Raw genomic sequence first — 15159 nt, 5'->3', positions numbered from 1 at the left:
CGAGGAATAGCACATGCCCATTGTCGCCAAACCCTACGACCTGCTTGATGAGGTCAGCGTACAACCGCTGCGTCAGCGCCGTATCTCGACGCCGATAAAGGCTCTGCAAGTGGTGCCCGCCCGGCATCCCTGGCGCTGGGCCGGGTCGATCTTCGCCGCGCTGGTGCTGCTGGCCATCGTGCATTCCCTGGCCACCAACCCGCGGTGGGAGTGGGGGGTGTTCGGCCAGTGGTTCTTCTCGCCGTCAGTGCTGCGCGGCTTGGGGCAGACGCTGTTGCTGACGCTGCTGAGCACGGTGTTCAGCGTCATCCTTGGCACGGCGCTGGCGTTGGCGCGGCTGTCGGGCTCACCGTTGCTGGCCGCATTGGCCTGGGGCTATATCTGGTTTTTCCGCTCGATGCCGGCGCTGCTGGTGCTGATCATCCTCTACAACTTTGCCTACCTGTACGACCACATCGTGCTCGGTGTGCCGTTCACCGATCTGGTGTTCGCCGAGTGGTCGACGGTGGATGTGCTCAGTCAATTCACCGTGGCGGTGCTTGGCTTGAGCCTGATGCAGGCCGCCTACGCGGCAGAGATCATCCGCGGTGGCCTGATCGGTGTGGAGGCCGGCCAGCATGAAGCGGCGGCGGCCCTGGGGTTGCCGGCCTCGCGGCGTATCTTCCGCATCATCCTGCCCCAGGCGCTGCGTTCGATTTTACCGTCTGGGTTCAACGAAATCATCGGCCTGGTCAAGGGTACTTCCATTGTCTACGTGCTGGCCTTGCCCGAGCTGTTCTACACCGTGCAAGTCATCTACAACCGCACCCAGGCGGTGATCCCGCTGCTGATCGTGGCCACTGTGTGGTACCTGATCATCACCACCGTGCTCACCAGCGCCCAGTACTACGTCGAGCGTCACTTTGCCCGCGGCACCGCGCGGGTGCTGCCGCCGACGCCGTTGCAGCGCCTGCGCCTGTGGCTCAAGGAGAAGTCCCATGGCTGAAGCACGCGCCGGGCGCATCCAGATCCAGGGCGTGGGCAAGCGCTTTGGCAACCAGCAGGTGCTCGATAACATCGACCTGACTATCGACCCCGGCAAGGTCACGGTGATCCTCGGCCCGTCCGGCTCGGGCAAGTCCACCCTGCTGCGCACCATCAACCACCTGGAGAAAATCGACAGCGGGCATATCACCATCGACGGTGAATATGTCGGCTATCGACGCAAGGGCGACCTGCTATTCGAACTCAAGGAACGCGAGATCCTCAAGCGTCGCATCGACGTCGGTTTTGTATTCCAGAACTTCAACCTGTTCCCGCACCTCACCGCGTGGGAAAACATCGCCGAAGCGCCGTTGGCCCACAAGCGCTGGAGCAAGGCACAAGCGCACTTCAAGGCTGCCGAGTTGCTGGCCAAGGTCGGCCTGGCGGACAAGGCCGACGCCTATCCGCGCCAGCTCTCCGGTGGTCAGCAACAACGCGTCGCCATCGCCCGGGCCCTGGCGCTGGATCCCAAGGTGCTGCTGTTCGACGAGCCCACCTCGGCCCTCGACCCTGAGCTGGTAGGCGAGGTGCTGGACGTGATCAAGGGCCTGACCCGACTGGGCGTGACCCTCGTAATCGTCACCCACGAGATCGGCTTTGCCCGTGAAGTGGCCGACCACGTGGTGTTTCTTTGCGACGGTCAACTGATCGAAGAAGGCCCGCCCGAACAGATCCTGCGCCAACCCCACCATCCCCGCACCCAGGCCTTTCTCGGCAAGGTGCTTTAGTTCAAGGAGTGAGTGCCCATGTTCATCAACACCACCCGCGTGACCTTGCTGGCGCTTGCCGTCAGCACCGCGCAATACGCCTTCGCTGTGCAACAGGTCGATCTCAGCCCCGACCGCCCGCGCATCCATGTGCCGCGCAATGAAGCGGCCATTGCGCAGATCCCGCCGGGCTTCAAGTTCGCCCAGCCGGGCAAGTTCACCGTGGCCGTGTCCGGCGTGGCCGGGCCGCCCCTGGCACTGCTCGCCAGTGACGACAAGACCACCATCGGCAGCGAAGCCGATACCGCACAACTGATCGCCGATAGCCTCGGCCTGCAACTCAATGTGGTACAGACCAGTTGGGAGGATTGGCCCCTGGGCGTCAGCTCGGGCAAATACGACGTGGTGATCAGCAACGTCACCGTCACCGAGGCACGTAAAAAGCGTTTTGACTTCGCCACCTACCGCCAGGATGTGCTCGGCTTTTACGTCAAGAGCACCAGCAAGATCAACGCGATTCAGCAGGCGGCGGACATTGCCGGGCTGAAGATCATCGTCGGCTCCGGCACCAACCAGGAAAAGGTCCTGCTGGCCTGGAACGAGGCCAATGAAAAAGCCGGCCTCAAGCCTGCGCTGTTGCAATACTTCGACGACCAGGCCGCCGCGCAACTGGCGGTGCAGTCAGGGCGCAGCGATGCGCTGTTCGGGCCGAACTCGGTGTACGCCTATTCGGCGGCGATCACCGGCGGCATCAAGCGCGTCGGCACTGTCAACGGTGGGTGGCCGTTGCAGGCCGATATCGCCGTGACCACGCGCAAGGACAACGGCCTGGTCCAGCCGATCCACACTGCCTTGGAAGGCGCGATTGCCGGAGGGCAATACGAGCAGGTGCTGCAACGTTGGGGCCTGGATGTCGAACGCGTCGACAAGTCGCTGATCAATCCACCGGGCCTGCCGGACTAGGAGCATCGACATGGGACTGACACGACGTGAAGCGCTGTCGAGCATTGCCGCAGTGGGCGGTGAGAAGGCGGTCAAGGATGCACTGGCGGTGTTGGGGCTGGGCCCATCGTCACACCGCCGACCGCAACCGCTGAAACTCAAGGATGGCCTGGGGCAGGGCACCCGCGTGCTGGTGCTGGGCGCCGGGATTGCCGGATTGGTCACGGCCCTGGAGCTGAGCCGCGCTGGCTTCAGCGTGCAGGTGCTGGAAGCCCGTGAGCGCGTGGGTGGTCGCACCTGGACCCTGCGCAACGGCGACCGCGTGGACTACAAGGATGGTCGCTTGCAAACCGTGGGGTTTGATCCTGGCCAGTATTTCAATGCCGGCCCGGCGCGCATTCCCAGCCAGCACCGCACGATCCTCGACTATTGCAGTGAGCTGGGCGTGCCGTTGGAAGTGCTGGTCAACAGCAGCCATGGCGCTCAGGTGCGGCCGGACCTGAGGCAGCCGGCGTTCAGTGTCGGCCAGGCGCTCAACGACACCCGTGGGCACCTGTCCGGGCTGTTGGCCAAGGCGGTGCAGCGTGACGCCCTCGATGATCTACTGAGTGGCGAAGAGCGCACGCGCTTGCTGGGTTTCCTGCAGGTGTATGGCGACCTGTCCCAGGAGCTGGCCTTCGAGGGCACCCTGCGTTCCGGGCACCTTGAATCCGCCGCCCACCCTGGCGCCTTGCCCGCCCGCCACAAGCCGCTGGGGTTGGAGCGCTTGCTGCACCCGGAACTCTGGGGCGCTTTGTTGCACACCGAATTCCCGGAATTTTCAGCCACCATGTTCCAGCCGGTGGGCGGCATGGACCGCATCACCGACGCCCTCTACCGACGCGTGCATGAGCAGGTGCAACTCGGCGCCCAGGTGCGGCAGATCCGTCAGTTGGAGGAGGGCGTGGCGGTGACCTATCACGACCAGCACAGCGGCCGCGAACAGGTGGTGCGTGCCGATTACCTGGTCTCGACCTTGCCGCTGCCCCTGCTGGCCAGGCTGGACAGCGACTTCAGCGACCCGGTCAAGGCCGCCTTGCTCAGCACGCGCAGCGACCAGGCGACCAAGGTGGCGTGGCAATCCCCACGTTTCTGGGAAACCGATTACCGCACCTATGGCGGCCTGTCATGGGTCGAGCACCCGGCGCGCTTGCTGTGGTACCCCAGCAACGACCTCAACACCCGCCAGGGCGTGCTGGTGGCCGGTTACGTGACCGGGGAGGGCGCCGACGTGTTCGGCGCACAGCCACTCGAACAGCAGCACGCCGCCTCCCGACAAGCCGTAGAGCTGTTGCATCCAGGTTATTCCAAACATTTGCGTCATCCACTGGCGGTGTCCTGGGAACAGATCCCCTACAGCGAAGGCCCGTGGCTGCAACGCGAACACTTCCCCGCCCAGGCCCACGCCTTGCTGGAACGGCCCCATGGCCGGGTGTACTTTGCCGGCGACGGCCTGGTGCAAAGTGGCGTGGGCATCTGGCAGGAGTCGGCGGCCAACTCCGCGCGCCATGTGGTGGCGCAACTGGCCGAGCGCATCACTCAACAACGACAGATTGCGGCTGTGGCCGCCTCTTGAGGAGCAATACCATGAGCGACAGCATTCAACGCACCAGCGTGGGCGATTTTCCCATCTCGCAAACCGTCACCGTGCCGGCCTCGGCCAGTCTGATATTCGTCAGCGGCACGCTGCCCGATCTCGCCGACCCGAATGTGCCTGGGGTTTACGGCGACACCGAAGTACAGACTGTTTCAGTGTTCAACAAACTGCGCAAAATCCTCCAGCAGCAGGATCTGGACCTGGGCGATATCGTGCAGTTGCGGGTATTTCTGGTCGGCGCGGAAGAAACCGACGGCAAGCTGGATTTTGCCGGGTTGCAGCGGGGGTATACGCAGTTCTTCGGTACGCCCGAGCAGCCGAACAAACCGGCGCGGACCGCGTTGCAAGTGGTGGCGCTGCCGTTGCCGGGGGCGTTGGTGGAAGTGGAGGCGATTGCTGCCCGGGCGGTGTGATGCCGCCCGTCACTCTGCGGCGTGGAGCCTTTGCTCTGTCGCCCGATCGATCAATGCCCGCAGCGCTTCGAACAAGGGGTCGGCATCTGTGTGTTTTTTACCGTAGGCCAGGTTGAAGGCGTAATCGAAATCGGGCGGGTTCAGCCCTTGGGTGTGCTGCAGCAGGGTCTCCAGTTTGTCCATGGCCTTGACGGCTTTTGCTTCCGGCGAGCGCGCGTTCTCGTAGTCATCCCATAACGTCAGGATCTCGGCTTTCAGGGGGCTGTCCAGGGACTGCGCCAACAGCAGCAGGTCGAGTCGCTCCTGTTCGCCCTTGTTGGGAAAGGCCGCCTGGCTGACCGCCGGGATATCGCCGTGGATGGCTTCGCCCAAATCATGGATAACGCACATCTTGAGGATTTTCAGCAGGTCCAGGCCGGGCAATTGATCGGCGAAAACCATCGCCATCAGACACAGGCGCCAACTGTGTTCGGCCGTGCTTTCAGTGCGGCCCGAAGCCGTGTGGGCGCTTCTGAGCACATCCTTGAGTTTTTCCGCTTCGCGCAGAAAATCGAGACGGCCTTTGATTTTTTCCATGTCCATGATGCTGCCCCGCAAGGTCGGTTGTGCAGGTAAGCCTAGGTGCGCGAGCGCAGATCGTCCACGCATAAAATATGCGCGGTGGGCTTTCAGAGTGTCTCGACCAGGCGTGCTGCGCTGCCATCGCTCAGGGTCATGCGTGTCCAGCGACACAGGCTTGGGCGTATGGGCACGAGATTGGAGTCGTTGCTTCCAGTGGTGAATTCAAGGGCCGGTGGTGCCTGGGTTTCACGCCAGCCGGTATGCTCCAGGCTGGCTTCGATCAGCTGGATTTGCGGCGTTGCGAAGCGCCACAACGACTGGCCCATAAGCTCGGCGAGCGGGCTGCTGAACTGGCGTGCGCGGGAAGGCGAGCACGCGAGCAGGCGGTGCGTCAGGTCGCACACCAAGTGCATCGCTTGCGAACTCTCGCTGACCAGCCGGGCCAATGCCTGATCGGCGGCTGCATCAAGTCGGGCTGCCAACAACTGCTCAAGCTGTTGGTGCGCAGCCGGATCCATCGCTTGTACGCCACTTTCCCAGCGCGAAATAGTCGATTGCGTGACGTTGAACAACTGCGCTGTATGACTTTGCTTGATGCGGTGCAGCAAACGCCATCGCCGCAGCGCAACGCCGGGCAAGGCAGGCTTGAGCAAGGAGTGAGGCATCTGCGATTCCTGAGTCGACGGGTGGATGACGAGTGTGATGACAAGAGGGCAGCGGTGCAAATGAGTGGGATGAACGGCCCTCGGGTTGGCACACCAAGCCTCAGGGCTGAAGTGTTGATCGCTCCTGATACGCAGATCCAATGTGGGAGGGGGCTTGCTCCCGATAGCGGATTGTCAGTCACTGCATGTGTTGACTGAACCACTGCTATCGGGAGCAAGCCCCCTTCCACATGGCTACTCTTTATTGCTGCAACAACAAAGCCTGCTGCTTGAGCTTGCGCTTCTGGACAAACGGTAAGGTTTCATCATCCCCATACGGCGCGCTGTACCAATTGCCGTAGCTCGGGTTGGGCAGCAGGAACCAGCGCTGCCCCAGCCAGTTCACATAGGGTTCGACGGCCTTGCGCTGCGCAGCCAGGGTGTTGTGTTCGGCCTGCACGAAATCGCCCAACGAGTCGCCCGCCATCAACAGCACGCGTGCTCGGCTGGCGACCCACTGGCGGCGGCACTGCTTGCCGTAGCCCGCGCTTTCGCAGTGGCCGGTGGGGGTGCTGGCCGCCAGGATCTGTGCGTCGCTCTCAATCGGAAAGCCGCGCAAACGCAGGTTTTTGGCGGTGGCCGCGACCTGGCTGTGCTCGCGGTTGGTGAGGTAATACACCTTGATGCCTTTTTGCCTGGCCGCTTGCAGGAACGCCACGGAACCCGGCAGTGCCTCGGCCTTGGCCTGCTCGACCCAGGTATTCCAGCGATCATAGGAATAGACCTGATTGTTGACGATGTCGCGAGCGTTGAGCGGCACGTTGTCCAGCAAGGTCTCGTCGATATCCACGATCACCGCCGGTGGCAAACCGGTCAGCTTGCGCGCAGGCAAAGGCAGTGCGTCCCAGTTGGGGTCGGCCAGCGCTACATCGAGTTGGCGGGTGGCGTTGGCGAAGAGCTGGCGGTAGATCATCTCGTGCTCGATGGACGTCTGGGTCCAGAGCACTGCATCGAGTTGGTCGTTAGCCGGTGGTGTTTGCTGGCAGCCTGCCAGGGCGGTGGTCAGCAGGCAGGCACTGGCAAGGAACAGGTTACGCATGGGCAAATCTCGCGGAGGATGGGTGCGTGGTCGGCACAGTAGCGCATTCCCCCGCACAATCAAGGCGTACACACCAGTGCCTGGCGCTCGTAGTTCAACGCCTTGTTCTGTGGTGCCAGCGCATAGCTCGCGCTACAACGCTGTTCCCCCCACTTGATGATCAGCGTGCCCTGATCCTCTTCCACCAGTGCCAGGGCATTACCATTGGGGTCGGCAATCGCCAACTGCTTGCCATTGGCGTCTTCCAGTGAGGCACCAAACGACAGCGGTTGATGCTGTGCATCAAACAACTCAAACAACACCCGCCGCCCGGTGGTGCCGCTGTAATGCGCCACCACGATGGCGCCACGGCGCGGCACCAGCTGCTGGGTGGCGTTGGTGATTTCCACGTCGCCACCCAGGTCGCGAGTGTCCAGGCTGATCCAGTTGACCCGGTAGGGTTGCGCAGTGGGAACCACCGCATAGCCGTTGTAGCCGGTCTCCACCCCGCTGTAGCTGCTGATCTTGGCCCCAGAGACGCCTGGCACTTCGGCCAGGGCGAAGGTCTCGCTGACCGTCTGCCCCAGGTTGACGCCGCCCGCGTGAGCCACCACCGAGCCTGCGAGGTTGAAGTTCTGTGAGTTATAGCCCTGGCCCTGGCTGTAGCCGAGGCTGACGTCGGCCACGGCGGTGCGGCTGTTGATGTTCACCGAACCTGAGTCGCCGCTGGTGTCACTGTGGCCGGCCTGCACCGAATAGGAGGTGTCGCTGGTGTCGGCCACGTAGCCATTGATGCCCGCTTGGGTGGTGGTGTTGCCACGTTGGTGGCTGGTGGTGACGAATGCCCGTGGCGCGCGAGCCTGTTTGCCCAGCGGGAACGAGATGGACAGGTTCACTTGTGTGTCGCTGCTGGGCTGTCCCCAGGTGACGATTTGCTTAGTGCGCGTCACGCCGAGGTTGTAGCTCAGGTCGCCCCAGTTGCTGGAGTAGCCGGCTGAAAAACTCTTTGACCCGCCGCGGTTCCAGTAACGCTGGTCGCTGGCGGTCAAATACAGGCTGCCGAACTCGCTGTTGCGCCCGATGCTTTGGTTGATAGTCAGGTCGGTGCGGGTTTTCGAGTGGCCGGTGCGCACGCGCACGTCCTCGCTGCTGTCTTCCACATGGTCGGTGAGGGTGCGATAGCCCTCGGTGGAATAGCGATAGGCGGCCAGGGTGAAGTTGGTATCGGTGCCGGCGAAGGTCTTGGCGTACAAGGCGCGCACGCTGCTGCCCTGGGAGGTTCGCCCCTGGGCCTTGCTGGACGAATGGGTGGTATCCAGCGAGAACGCACCGAACGAGGTGTTCTTGCCGGCGCCGATGGACAACGCATTGTAGTCCTCGCTGGTTTGCAAACCCACGATGCCGCTGAGGTTGCTGGTCAGACCATAGGCCAGTGTACCGCTGAGAAAACGCGGGGTTGCCATGCCATCGGCATTGCTGTTGAACGTGCCCACTGAGAGGCTGTACTTGAGCTGGCCCTCACGCACCATAATTGGCAGGCTGGAAAACGCCTGCCTCGTCACCCGTCGCGTGCCGTCGGCTTCGATCACGGTGATTTCCAGGTCGCCGTTGGAGCCGCTCGGGTAAATGTCATTGATCTCGAACGGGCCCGGCGCGACGTTGGCGGTGTAGAGGATGTAGTTGTTCTGGCGGATTTCTACCCTCGCATTCGTCTGTGCCACGCCACGAATCACTGGCGCATAGCCGCGCTCGCTGTCGGCACGCATGCCGTCATCGGAGGCCAGTTTCAGGCCGCGATATCGCACGCTGTCGAACAGGTCGGTGTCGGAGAAAATCTCACCGGCGCTGAACTGGCCCTTGATAGCGGTCACGTCGTGCTGCAGGTAGGTGCGGTTGCTGGTGAAGGTGTTCGCGCGGCCGGTGCCGCCACTGAGGTTCGACTCGTTACGCAAGCGCCAGGCACCCAGGTTGATGCCGTTGCGCAGGCCCAGGTTATTGGCAATACGTGTTTGATAGTCTCCGGCAGTGCGGCTGCTGTTGAGCTGGTAGTTGATGAATGCGGCAGGTACGCCCTCGTCCCACAACTGCGGGTCGACATACCCGCGCAAGCCGCGCTGCATGGCCACTTGCGGAATGCTCGCCATCAGGCGCAGGCGGCTGCTGTCGTAACGCACGCTGGCGTCTTCGATCATCTCGGCGAGGGCGTAGCAGTCCTGTGGCTGCTGTGGGTCGAGTTTGCCCTCGGCCTGCAAGCGCTTCATGTCGACGCCCAGTTGCTTGAGCAGGTCGAGGGTCAGGCAGGCTTCGATCCGGCCGTTTTTCGGGTCGCGCTTGAAGTCGATATCGCGCCGGCCTACCAGCACTTCGTTGCTGTAAAGGTCGACGCGGTAATTGCCCGGCAGCACGCTGTTGGCCGAGAGCAACTGCTGCAAATCGACCGATGACTTCGAGCCTTGCAGGAATGTGGTGTTGAAGGTTTGCGCTGCCTCATCGGCCATCGCCAAAACCGGCAGGCAGGCTGCGATCGCCAGTGATAGCGTCTTTAACTTCAGTGCGCCACACGCGGGACTGTTGCTGGGATTAAAAGACATGCGAGGACCTATGACATCCCTGATCAGCGAGCAGGCGAGTACGTAAACAGGCCGATGGAGTAAGCCTATGGGTTAGAGAAAATAGTTAGTGTTGGAGGAGCGACTCAGTGGCGCGTACGGGGGCCGAAGGGCCGTCGGACAGAGGCGCGGTATAGTGGTTCTGAGCGCCGTAGTCATTGATGCTGGAAAACGACAGCTGAACCGGACCTGCCGCTGGCGGCGCTTTGAGTGGGAACTGTTTTTCCTCGCCGGGCGCGATCATGGTCGAGTCACTGGCCAGTTGCGCCTGTACTTTGATGTCGGCCATGGACACGTGGTAAAGCGTCGGGTTTTTCACCCGCAACAGGTGCTGGACGCCATGTTTGACCAGGGTCCATTCAAGCTGCGCAGGGGCTTGCAGCGCACTACCGGTTAGGCCGGCAGGGCGGTAAAAAATCTTGATGCGCTGGCGGATGGCCAACTGCAAGGAGTTTTCAGTTTCGCTGGTCTTGGGGATTTCTTGCACGTTGAGCCACACCACCGACTCGCGGTCCGTGGGCATGCCGGTGCCTTCATACAGGATGCGCAGCAGTTGCTGCTCCTTGACAAAGATGCGTGCTATTGGCGGCGTGACAGCAAACGGCGCAGGGCTACTATCAGCGTCGTTCCTGTCCACCCAAGATTGAATCAAAACCTCCTGGTTCCCGTTGCGTACGGTGACATTGGCTTCTTTGTGGTCGCCATCGAACACGAGACGGGTGGTGTTCAGTGAAATGCTGGCGGCGGCCTGGGTAGCCAAAAGCATGCCCAACAGCCCCAGACACGCGGCGATAGAACGAGGCTGCATGTGGGTTATCCGGTGTAATTAAGAGAAAGTGGCGAGGCCGTATGGCCTCGCACGTTCGGTGCACAGAGCGCCGGTGTTACTGGTATTGCAGGATGAACGGCAGAGTGGCATCACCGCGACCGGCGGTGGACGCACCGGCAGCACCGGTGGTGACGTAGGCAGCCGCAAAGCTCAGGGTCGCGTCGCCGCCGGCAGTGCCATTGCCGTGCATGTCGCTTTCGATACGGGCGGTGGCTGGCGAGCTGAGGTCAATCAGGGTGCCGTTGCTGTCGAGCAAAGCGATACCGACGTTTTTCGCCGAGGCCGTACCTGGATTCAGCGCCAGTACCTTTTTGCCGTTCACCAGGCCCGAACCGCCGTTGTTGGGTTCGAAGAGCATGGTGACTTTGGTGCCTTGGTTGCAGTTGACGTTCAGATTGAAATCTTTGGCTGTCACTCGGCCGGCAGTTGGATTTTCTGCGGTGCCCATGTCTTTAATTGCAACGTTGCCCATGTCGACCGAAATGGTACGGTCGGATTTGGCGCCCTCTACCGTGCAGGCGTCGTTGTTGATCACGCCAGTGAAAGTGACTTTACCGCTACCAGCCATGGACGGTTTCGGTGCTGGGTCGGCAGCAAATGTGCTGCCGGAGGCAGCGATAATCGCCGAGGCGATAACAGCCAGGGAAAACTTTTTCATGATGATGCCCGTAAGTGTAAGTTGAAAAGCGATTGTTGAATTGCGAGCAAAGAATAAGCAGCGACGCGGCGCGGGCGAATAAGACGATTCTTATAAGTGACGAAACTGGCGTCTTACTTGCGTTGGCTTTAAAGGGGGAACCCAGCAAGTAGGGGGGACGCCATTGTCCAGGAAGGGCTTGCAAAGAGCGGGTTAGTTGAAAACGTTACGCGCCAGGCAATAAGCGAGAAGGTCTTGGTCGCTGCTTACTTCAAGTTTGCGCATCGCCGAGATCTTTTGCGCGCTGATGGTCTTTGAACTACGGTTCTGGCTGCGTGCAATATCACTCACGCTCATGCCGGAAACAAATAAGCGCAGGATTTCGAACTCTTTGGGCGACAAGCTGGTAAAGCGCTCGTCGATGGCCGTGAGGGTCTCGATCACCGAGGTCTTGGGCGGCTCCAGGCTGCGATACGTGCTCTGTTGTGCAATGGCCTTGAGTGCCAGTTGAATCTCGGTGTGCAACTGGCTTTTCTGGATGATGCCGATCACGCCCAGCTCTTGCAGGCGAGTGAGGATCAGGTGGTTGGAGATCATTGTCAGGATCAGGATCTGCACCTGCGGGAAATGCCGTTTCAGGTACTCCACCAGCTTCAGACCATCGCCGTAGGGCGAGTCACCCGGCATGTTGTAGTCGGTGATCACGATGTCGGCGTCCTGGCGCTGCAACAGTTCGATCAGGCCCGCTGAACACACGGCCTCGCCGACGACCTGAAAGCGTGTATCGCGCTCTACCATTTCGCGTACCCCGAGCAGCACGATCGGGTGATCGTCCGCGATAACTACATTGAATTTTTTCATAAAGGGCCGTCCGTAATGCCAGTTCAAGTGAGGGAAGTTTGCCCGGGCTGGAGGGTTTCCAGGATGGCCAACAGTCGCTGCATCACAACCTTCACCTTGAGCTCAAGCGTGGTGTTGAGGCTGCTGCGGTTAAGCGCGGTTTCCAGTTCGATGCAGGCCTGGGCCAGGTTGAAGGCCTGCGCGGTACCCAGGGCGCCGGCGGCCGAATGCAGCAGTTGACCAAGGGCGCGCGCATCGCGCTGTGCCAGGGCTGCACCGATACGTTGTAAGTCTTGCTGCATGCTGCTGATGAACAGCGGGAGCATCTTCTCTGACAGCTGCACCCTGTCGTCGAACTGCTCGGATGGTGGTTTGACCTTACACAGCTTGGCCAAGTGTTCGCGCAAGGTTTGCAGGCTCAAGGGTTTGACGAGCCAGGCATTCATGCCTACCGCCAGGCAGCGCAGGCCCTCCTCGCGCATCGCATTGGCGGTCACGCCGATGATCGGTAACAGCGGGTCATGCAACCTGAGCGCACTGGTCAGTTCATAGCCGTTCATCAGGGGCATGTTTACGTCGGTCAACACCAGGTCGAAAGCTTGCGGTTGCCATTGCTGCAGCGCCTGCTCGCCGTTGGCGGTCAGGATCACTGAGCAACCGAGGGCTTCCAGTTGCTCCTTGATGATCGCCTGATTGACCGGATTGTCCTCGGCCACCAGTATGTGCAATCCGAGCTTCCCGATACTTTGCGGCTGGGCTGCCGCTGGTTGTTCATGCTTGCCATGTTGAGCCAAGGACACGATGCTGGCGATGGTACGTACGTCGTGCATATCCACAACCCAGCCCTGTGCTGTGTGCAACGGCGGTGTGCGCGCACCTGGCACGCATTGTACGCGTTGGCCGGCCCAGGGCCGGGCGGGCTCGTTGGGCAGCAGGTCCACCAGCACCGCATGGCCGTTGTCCTGCTCCCGCGTGGGCGTCGCCAAGGACGCCACTATGCCCAGGCGATTGAGCCAGTCACACAGCGACTGCGCCAACTCGCCCACTGGCGCCTGCACGTACACAGGTGTTTCACTGGGTTCGATCAGCGGCGGGTTGGTCAGCGTGCCGTGGCACAGCGGCAGGCGTATCTTCAGGCTAAAACTGCTGCCCAGGCCGGGCTCACTGACCACCTTGATCTCGCCGCCCATCATCTGCGCCAGCCAGCGGCAAATCGGTAACCCCAGCCCTGCACCGCCTTTGCTGGCGATGTCCGGTGACTGGTAAAACAGGTCGAACAGCTTGATCTGCTGCGCCTCGCAGATGCCCACGCCGGTGTCGGTGACTTGCCATTCCAGGTTGACATGCTCGGCATCGTGCGCGGTGACCCTGGTGCGGATCACCACACGCCCGATGTCAGTGAACTTGAGGGCGTTACTTACCAGGTTGTTGAGGATCTGGCGGATGCGCATCGGGTCGCCCATTACGCAGTCAGGCAGCGTCGGGTCGATGTTGCTATAGAGTTGCAAGCCCTTGCGTTGGGCGAAGGCGGCGTAGGTGTGCAGCGTGTCTTCGAGTATGTCCAGCGGGCAGAACTCCACGGCTTCAATCGCCATTTGCCCTGACTCGATTTTCGACACGTCCAATACGTCGCTGATCAGTTGGAAAAGTGTGGCGGATGACCGCTGGATCGTATGCAGGTAAGTTTTCTGGTATGAGTTGAGGTCGGTCAGGCCGAGCAACTCCAGAGTGCCGAGTACGCCATACAGCGGGGTGCGAATTTCATGACTCATGGTCGCCAGGAACAGCGTTTTGGCCTCGTTGGCGGCATCGGCGGCTTTCAATGCCTGGGCGTCGTCGATATGCCGAGTGATGTCGTTGAACGCATACAAGCGCACGTCTTCGGCCTGATATCGGGTGGACACGTAACCGATTTGCAGGTGCCGGCCTTCGATCTCCAGGTATGTCTCGCCGTTCTCGCTGTTGTCATGCACACCGGCCAGGGCGGCTGCCAGGCGCGCGGAGCCCGGCCACAGCTTGGCGCGTTGGTTCTCGATCAACAGCTTGCCGTCGCTGCGCCGTATCAGGCATAAGCCGATGGGGGCGGTGTCGATGATCACGCGACTGAACTCCAGGCTCTCGGCAATCTGTTCATGGGCCAGGCGAGCCGGCGTAATGACTTGGCGCCGGTACCAGCGGCTGCCGGCCCAGCCCAGAGGGAGCAGGCTCGCGAGGAGCAGGGTTAGGGTGCTCAGCGGGCTTAAGGTCGCGTGAAATAAGTGCGAGTAGTTCAGGCCATAGATCGCGATCCAGGGATGGTCGCCCGGCTGGGTAATCTTGAATTCAATCCCGTCTGTGGTGAAATGCACGCCATCGCTGAGCGATGCCCTGGCCTCTGGGCCGACCAACTGGGTGCCGTCGGGTGCAATCAGGGTGAAGCGATCAATCACCGAGTGTTCCTGGGGTTGCAGTACATCGCTGATCGGAGTCGCGTCTACCAGGGTGCCGACCACCACCGGGCCCTGGCCGCCGAGTGGCAGGCCGATGTAGGCCATTAGATGCTCGGGAATGGGCCCCGCCCGCCAGTACACGCGATTGTCTTCCAGCGCGTGCGGCGCCTGCTCAAGAATTTGTTCCACTGCGTTGAGCAGTGCTATCGGGTTGCCGATTTCCTCGATGGTTTTCCGACGTAGGTAGCCCACCGACGGTATGGAGAGGGCGTAGTGCTTCTGTCGATTGATCAGAAAGGTTTGCGGTGCCTCGTACGACGATGGGGACCAGAAGGCGCTGAAGTAGCTCGTCAGGTTCGCGCCTAAGGCAAAAATCTGCGATTTGGCGGTGGCGCTGACCTGTTGTTCATCGATATTGACGTTAAACGGCACCGAAAACGAATACTTCAAACCTTCGTAGAGGGTGCGATTTGTGTCGTTCATGCGACTTTCCAGGCTGACCGAGACGTTTATGGGGTGCAATATTTCGGCCTGTATACCCGTGTGCGTCAGGCCCCTGAGGTATGATTCCTGTCCTGCAAGGTTTTCCATCAGGCGCGCGAATTGAATGCGTGCGGCGCTATAGTGAGAATTGATCTCCCATTGCAGTGACCAATAGTTGGTCATGACTAGCATCAGCGTGATCCCGAGGAGCATCATCAGGCCTTTGTTCAGGCGCCATGGACTGCGAGTGATGACTTCGAGGTCTGTCGTGTTGTGCTTCATTATGGGGTTCCGCAGGTGCAGGATGAAACGGCATTGGGTGCCGTTT

13 protein-coding genes are annotated in these 15159 nt (G+C 61.1%); 5 read left to right on the top strand and 8 right to left on the bottom strand.

What is annotated here, in order from left to right:
• The first annotated feature begins 13 nt into the window (after nucleotides 1–13).
• The 5 genes from E4P01_RS27450 to E4P01_RS27430 are packed head-to-tail and all read left to right on the top strand — an operon-like array spanning nucleotide 14 to nucleotide 4721.
• Complete coding sequence (locus E4P01_RS27450; RefSeq protein ID WP_078821826.1) at nucleotides 14–985, top strand: amino acid ABC transporter permease; 972 nt, start codon at nucleotides 14–16, stop codon at nucleotides 983–985.
• A complete protein-coding gene (locus E4P01_RS27445) occupies nucleotides 978–1751 on the top strand; it encodes an amino acid ABC transporter ATP-binding protein (protein ID WP_216091805.1) in 774 nt (257 codons plus the stop codon). Before E4P01_RS27450 ends, E4P01_RS27445 begins: the two co-directional genes overlap by 8 nt.
• Before the next feature lie 18 nt (nucleotides 1752–1769).
• Nucleotides 1770–2693: an ABC transporter substrate-binding protein gene (locus tag E4P01_RS27440; protein ID WP_216091804.1), complete on the top strand. Its 924-nt coding sequence runs from the start codon at nucleotides 1770–1772 to the stop codon at nucleotides 2691–2693.
• A gap of 10 nt (nucleotides 2694–2703) precedes the next feature.
• Nucleotides 2704–4287 carry an FAD-dependent oxidoreductase gene (locus E4P01_RS27435; protein ID WP_216091803.1) on the top strand — a complete coding sequence of 528 codons (1584 nt, stop codon included), beginning with the start codon at nucleotides 2704–2706 and terminating at the stop codon, nucleotides 4285–4287.
• An 11-nt stretch (nucleotides 4288–4298) separates the two neighbouring features.
• On the top strand, nucleotides 4299–4721 hold the full coding sequence (locus E4P01_RS27430; RefSeq protein WP_005789607.1) for a RidA family protein: 423 nt from the start codon (nucleotides 4299–4301) through the stop codon (nucleotides 4719–4721).
• Between the two features lie 9 nt (nucleotides 4722–4730).
• Here the strand turns inward: E4P01_RS27430 and E4P01_RS27425 are convergent, their stop codons facing one another.
• The 8 genes from E4P01_RS27425 to E4P01_RS27390 all read right to left on the bottom strand — a co-directional run bounded on the left by E4P01_RS27425 (nucleotide 4731) and on the right by E4P01_RS27390 (nucleotide 15113).
• The gene (locus tag E4P01_RS27425) at nucleotides 4731–5303 is read right to left on the bottom strand and encodes an HD domain-containing protein (protein WP_005789605.1); all 573 of its coding nucleotides are present in this window, start codon (nucleotides 5301–5303) and stop codon (nucleotides 4731–4733) included.
• Between the two features lie 86 nt (nucleotides 5304–5389).
• Nucleotides 5390–5947 (bottom strand): helix-turn-helix transcriptional regulator, encoded by a 558-nt coding sequence (locus E4P01_RS27420; RefSeq protein ID WP_122733824.1) that lies wholly within the window; start codon nucleotides 5945–5947, stop codon nucleotides 5390–5392.
• Nucleotides 5948–6188: 241 nt separating this feature from the next.
• Entirely contained in the window at nucleotides 6189–7025 is an 837-nt protein-coding gene (locus E4P01_RS27415; protein WP_216091802.1) for an HAD family acid phosphatase, read from the bottom strand.
• A gap of 59 nt (nucleotides 7026–7084) precedes the next feature.
• Nucleotides 7085–9595 (bottom strand): fimbria/pilus outer membrane usher protein, encoded by a 2511-nt coding sequence (locus E4P01_RS27410; RefSeq protein WP_078821821.1) that lies wholly within the window; start codon nucleotides 9593–9595, stop codon nucleotides 7085–7087.
• 85 nt (nucleotides 9596–9680) lie between these two features.
• Complete coding sequence (locus E4P01_RS27405; protein ID WP_078821820.1) at nucleotides 9681–10421, bottom strand: molecular chaperone; 741 nt, start codon at nucleotides 10419–10421, stop codon at nucleotides 9681–9683.
• A 76-nt stretch (nucleotides 10422–10497) separates the two neighbouring features.
• Nucleotides 10498–11100, bottom strand: a complete 603-nt coding sequence (locus E4P01_RS27400) for a fimbrial protein (RefSeq protein WP_078821819.1) — start codon at nucleotides 11098–11100, stop codon at nucleotides 10498–10500.
• Nucleotides 11101–11292: 192 nt separating this feature from the next.
• Entirely contained in the window at nucleotides 11293–11940 is a 648-nt protein-coding gene (locus tag E4P01_RS27395; protein WP_078821818.1) for a response regulator, read from the bottom strand.
• A 23-nt stretch (nucleotides 11941–11963) separates the two neighbouring features.
• Entirely contained in the window at nucleotides 11964–15113 is a 3150-nt protein-coding gene (locus E4P01_RS27390; RefSeq protein WP_216091801.1) for a hybrid sensor histidine kinase/response regulator, read from the bottom strand.
• Between the last annotated feature and the right edge of the window lie 46 nt (nucleotides 15114–15159).

Source organism: Pseudomonas sp. NCIMB 10586 (assembly GCF_023127895.1).
Classification (GTDB): Bacteria; Pseudomonadota; Gammaproteobacteria; order Pseudomonadales; family Pseudomonadaceae; genus Aquipseudomonas; species Aquipseudomonas synxantha_A.
The sequence above is the reverse complement of the archived record's forward strand: the minus strand, read 5'-3'. Positions and strand labels throughout refer to the sequence as shown.

What these genes read in the sequence shown, in the direction of transcription:
- E4P01_RS27450 (WP_078821826.1), top strand. Translation starts at nt 14, where the DNA reads ATGCCCATTGTCGCCAAACCCTACGACCTGCTTGATGAGGTCAGCGTA.
- E4P01_RS27445 (WP_216091805.1), top strand. Translation starts at nt 978, where the DNA reads ATGGCTGAAGCACGCGCCGGGCGCATCCAGATCCAGGGCGTGGGCAAG.
- E4P01_RS27440 (WP_216091804.1), top strand. Translation starts at nt 1,770, where the DNA reads ATGTTCATCAACACCACCCGCGTGACCTTGCTGGCGCTTGCCGTCAGC.
- E4P01_RS27435 (WP_216091803.1), top strand. Translation starts at nt 2,704, where the DNA reads ATGGGACTGACACGACGTGAAGCGCTGTCGAGCATTGCCGCAGTGGGC.
- E4P01_RS27430 (WP_005789607.1), top strand. Translation starts at nt 4,299, where the DNA reads ATGAGCGACAGCATTCAACGCACCAGCGTGGGCGATTTTCCCATCTCG.
- E4P01_RS27425 (WP_005789605.1), bottom strand. Translation starts at nt 5,303, where the DNA reads ATGGACATGGAAAAAATCAAAGGCCGTCTCGATTTTCTGCGCGAAGCG.
- E4P01_RS27420 (WP_122733824.1), bottom strand. Translation starts at nt 5,947, where the DNA reads ATGCCTCACTCCTTGCTCAAGCCTGCCTTGCCCGGCGTTGCGCTGCGG.
- E4P01_RS27415 (WP_216091802.1), bottom strand. Translation starts at nt 7,025, where the DNA reads ATGCGTAACCTGTTCCTTGCCAGTGCCTGCCTGCTGACCACCGCCCTG.
- E4P01_RS27410 (WP_078821821.1), bottom strand. Translation starts at nt 9,595, where the DNA reads ATGTCTTTTAATCCCAGCAACAGTCCCGCGTGTGGCGCACTGAAGTTA.
- E4P01_RS27405 (WP_078821820.1), bottom strand. Translation starts at nt 10,421, where the DNA reads ATGCAGCCTCGTTCTATCGCCGCGTGTCTGGGGCTGTTGGGCATGCTT.
- E4P01_RS27400 (WP_078821819.1), bottom strand. Translation starts at nt 11,100, where the DNA reads ATGAAAAAGTTTTCCCTGGCTGTTATCGCCTCGGCGATTATCGCTGCC.
- E4P01_RS27395 (WP_078821818.1), bottom strand. Translation starts at nt 11,940, where the DNA reads ATGAAAAAATTCAATGTAGTTATCGCGGACGATCACCCGATCGTGCTG.
- E4P01_RS27390 (WP_216091801.1), bottom strand. Translation starts at nt 15,113, where the DNA reads ATGAAGCACAACACGACAGACCTCGAAGTCATCACTCGCAGTCCATGG.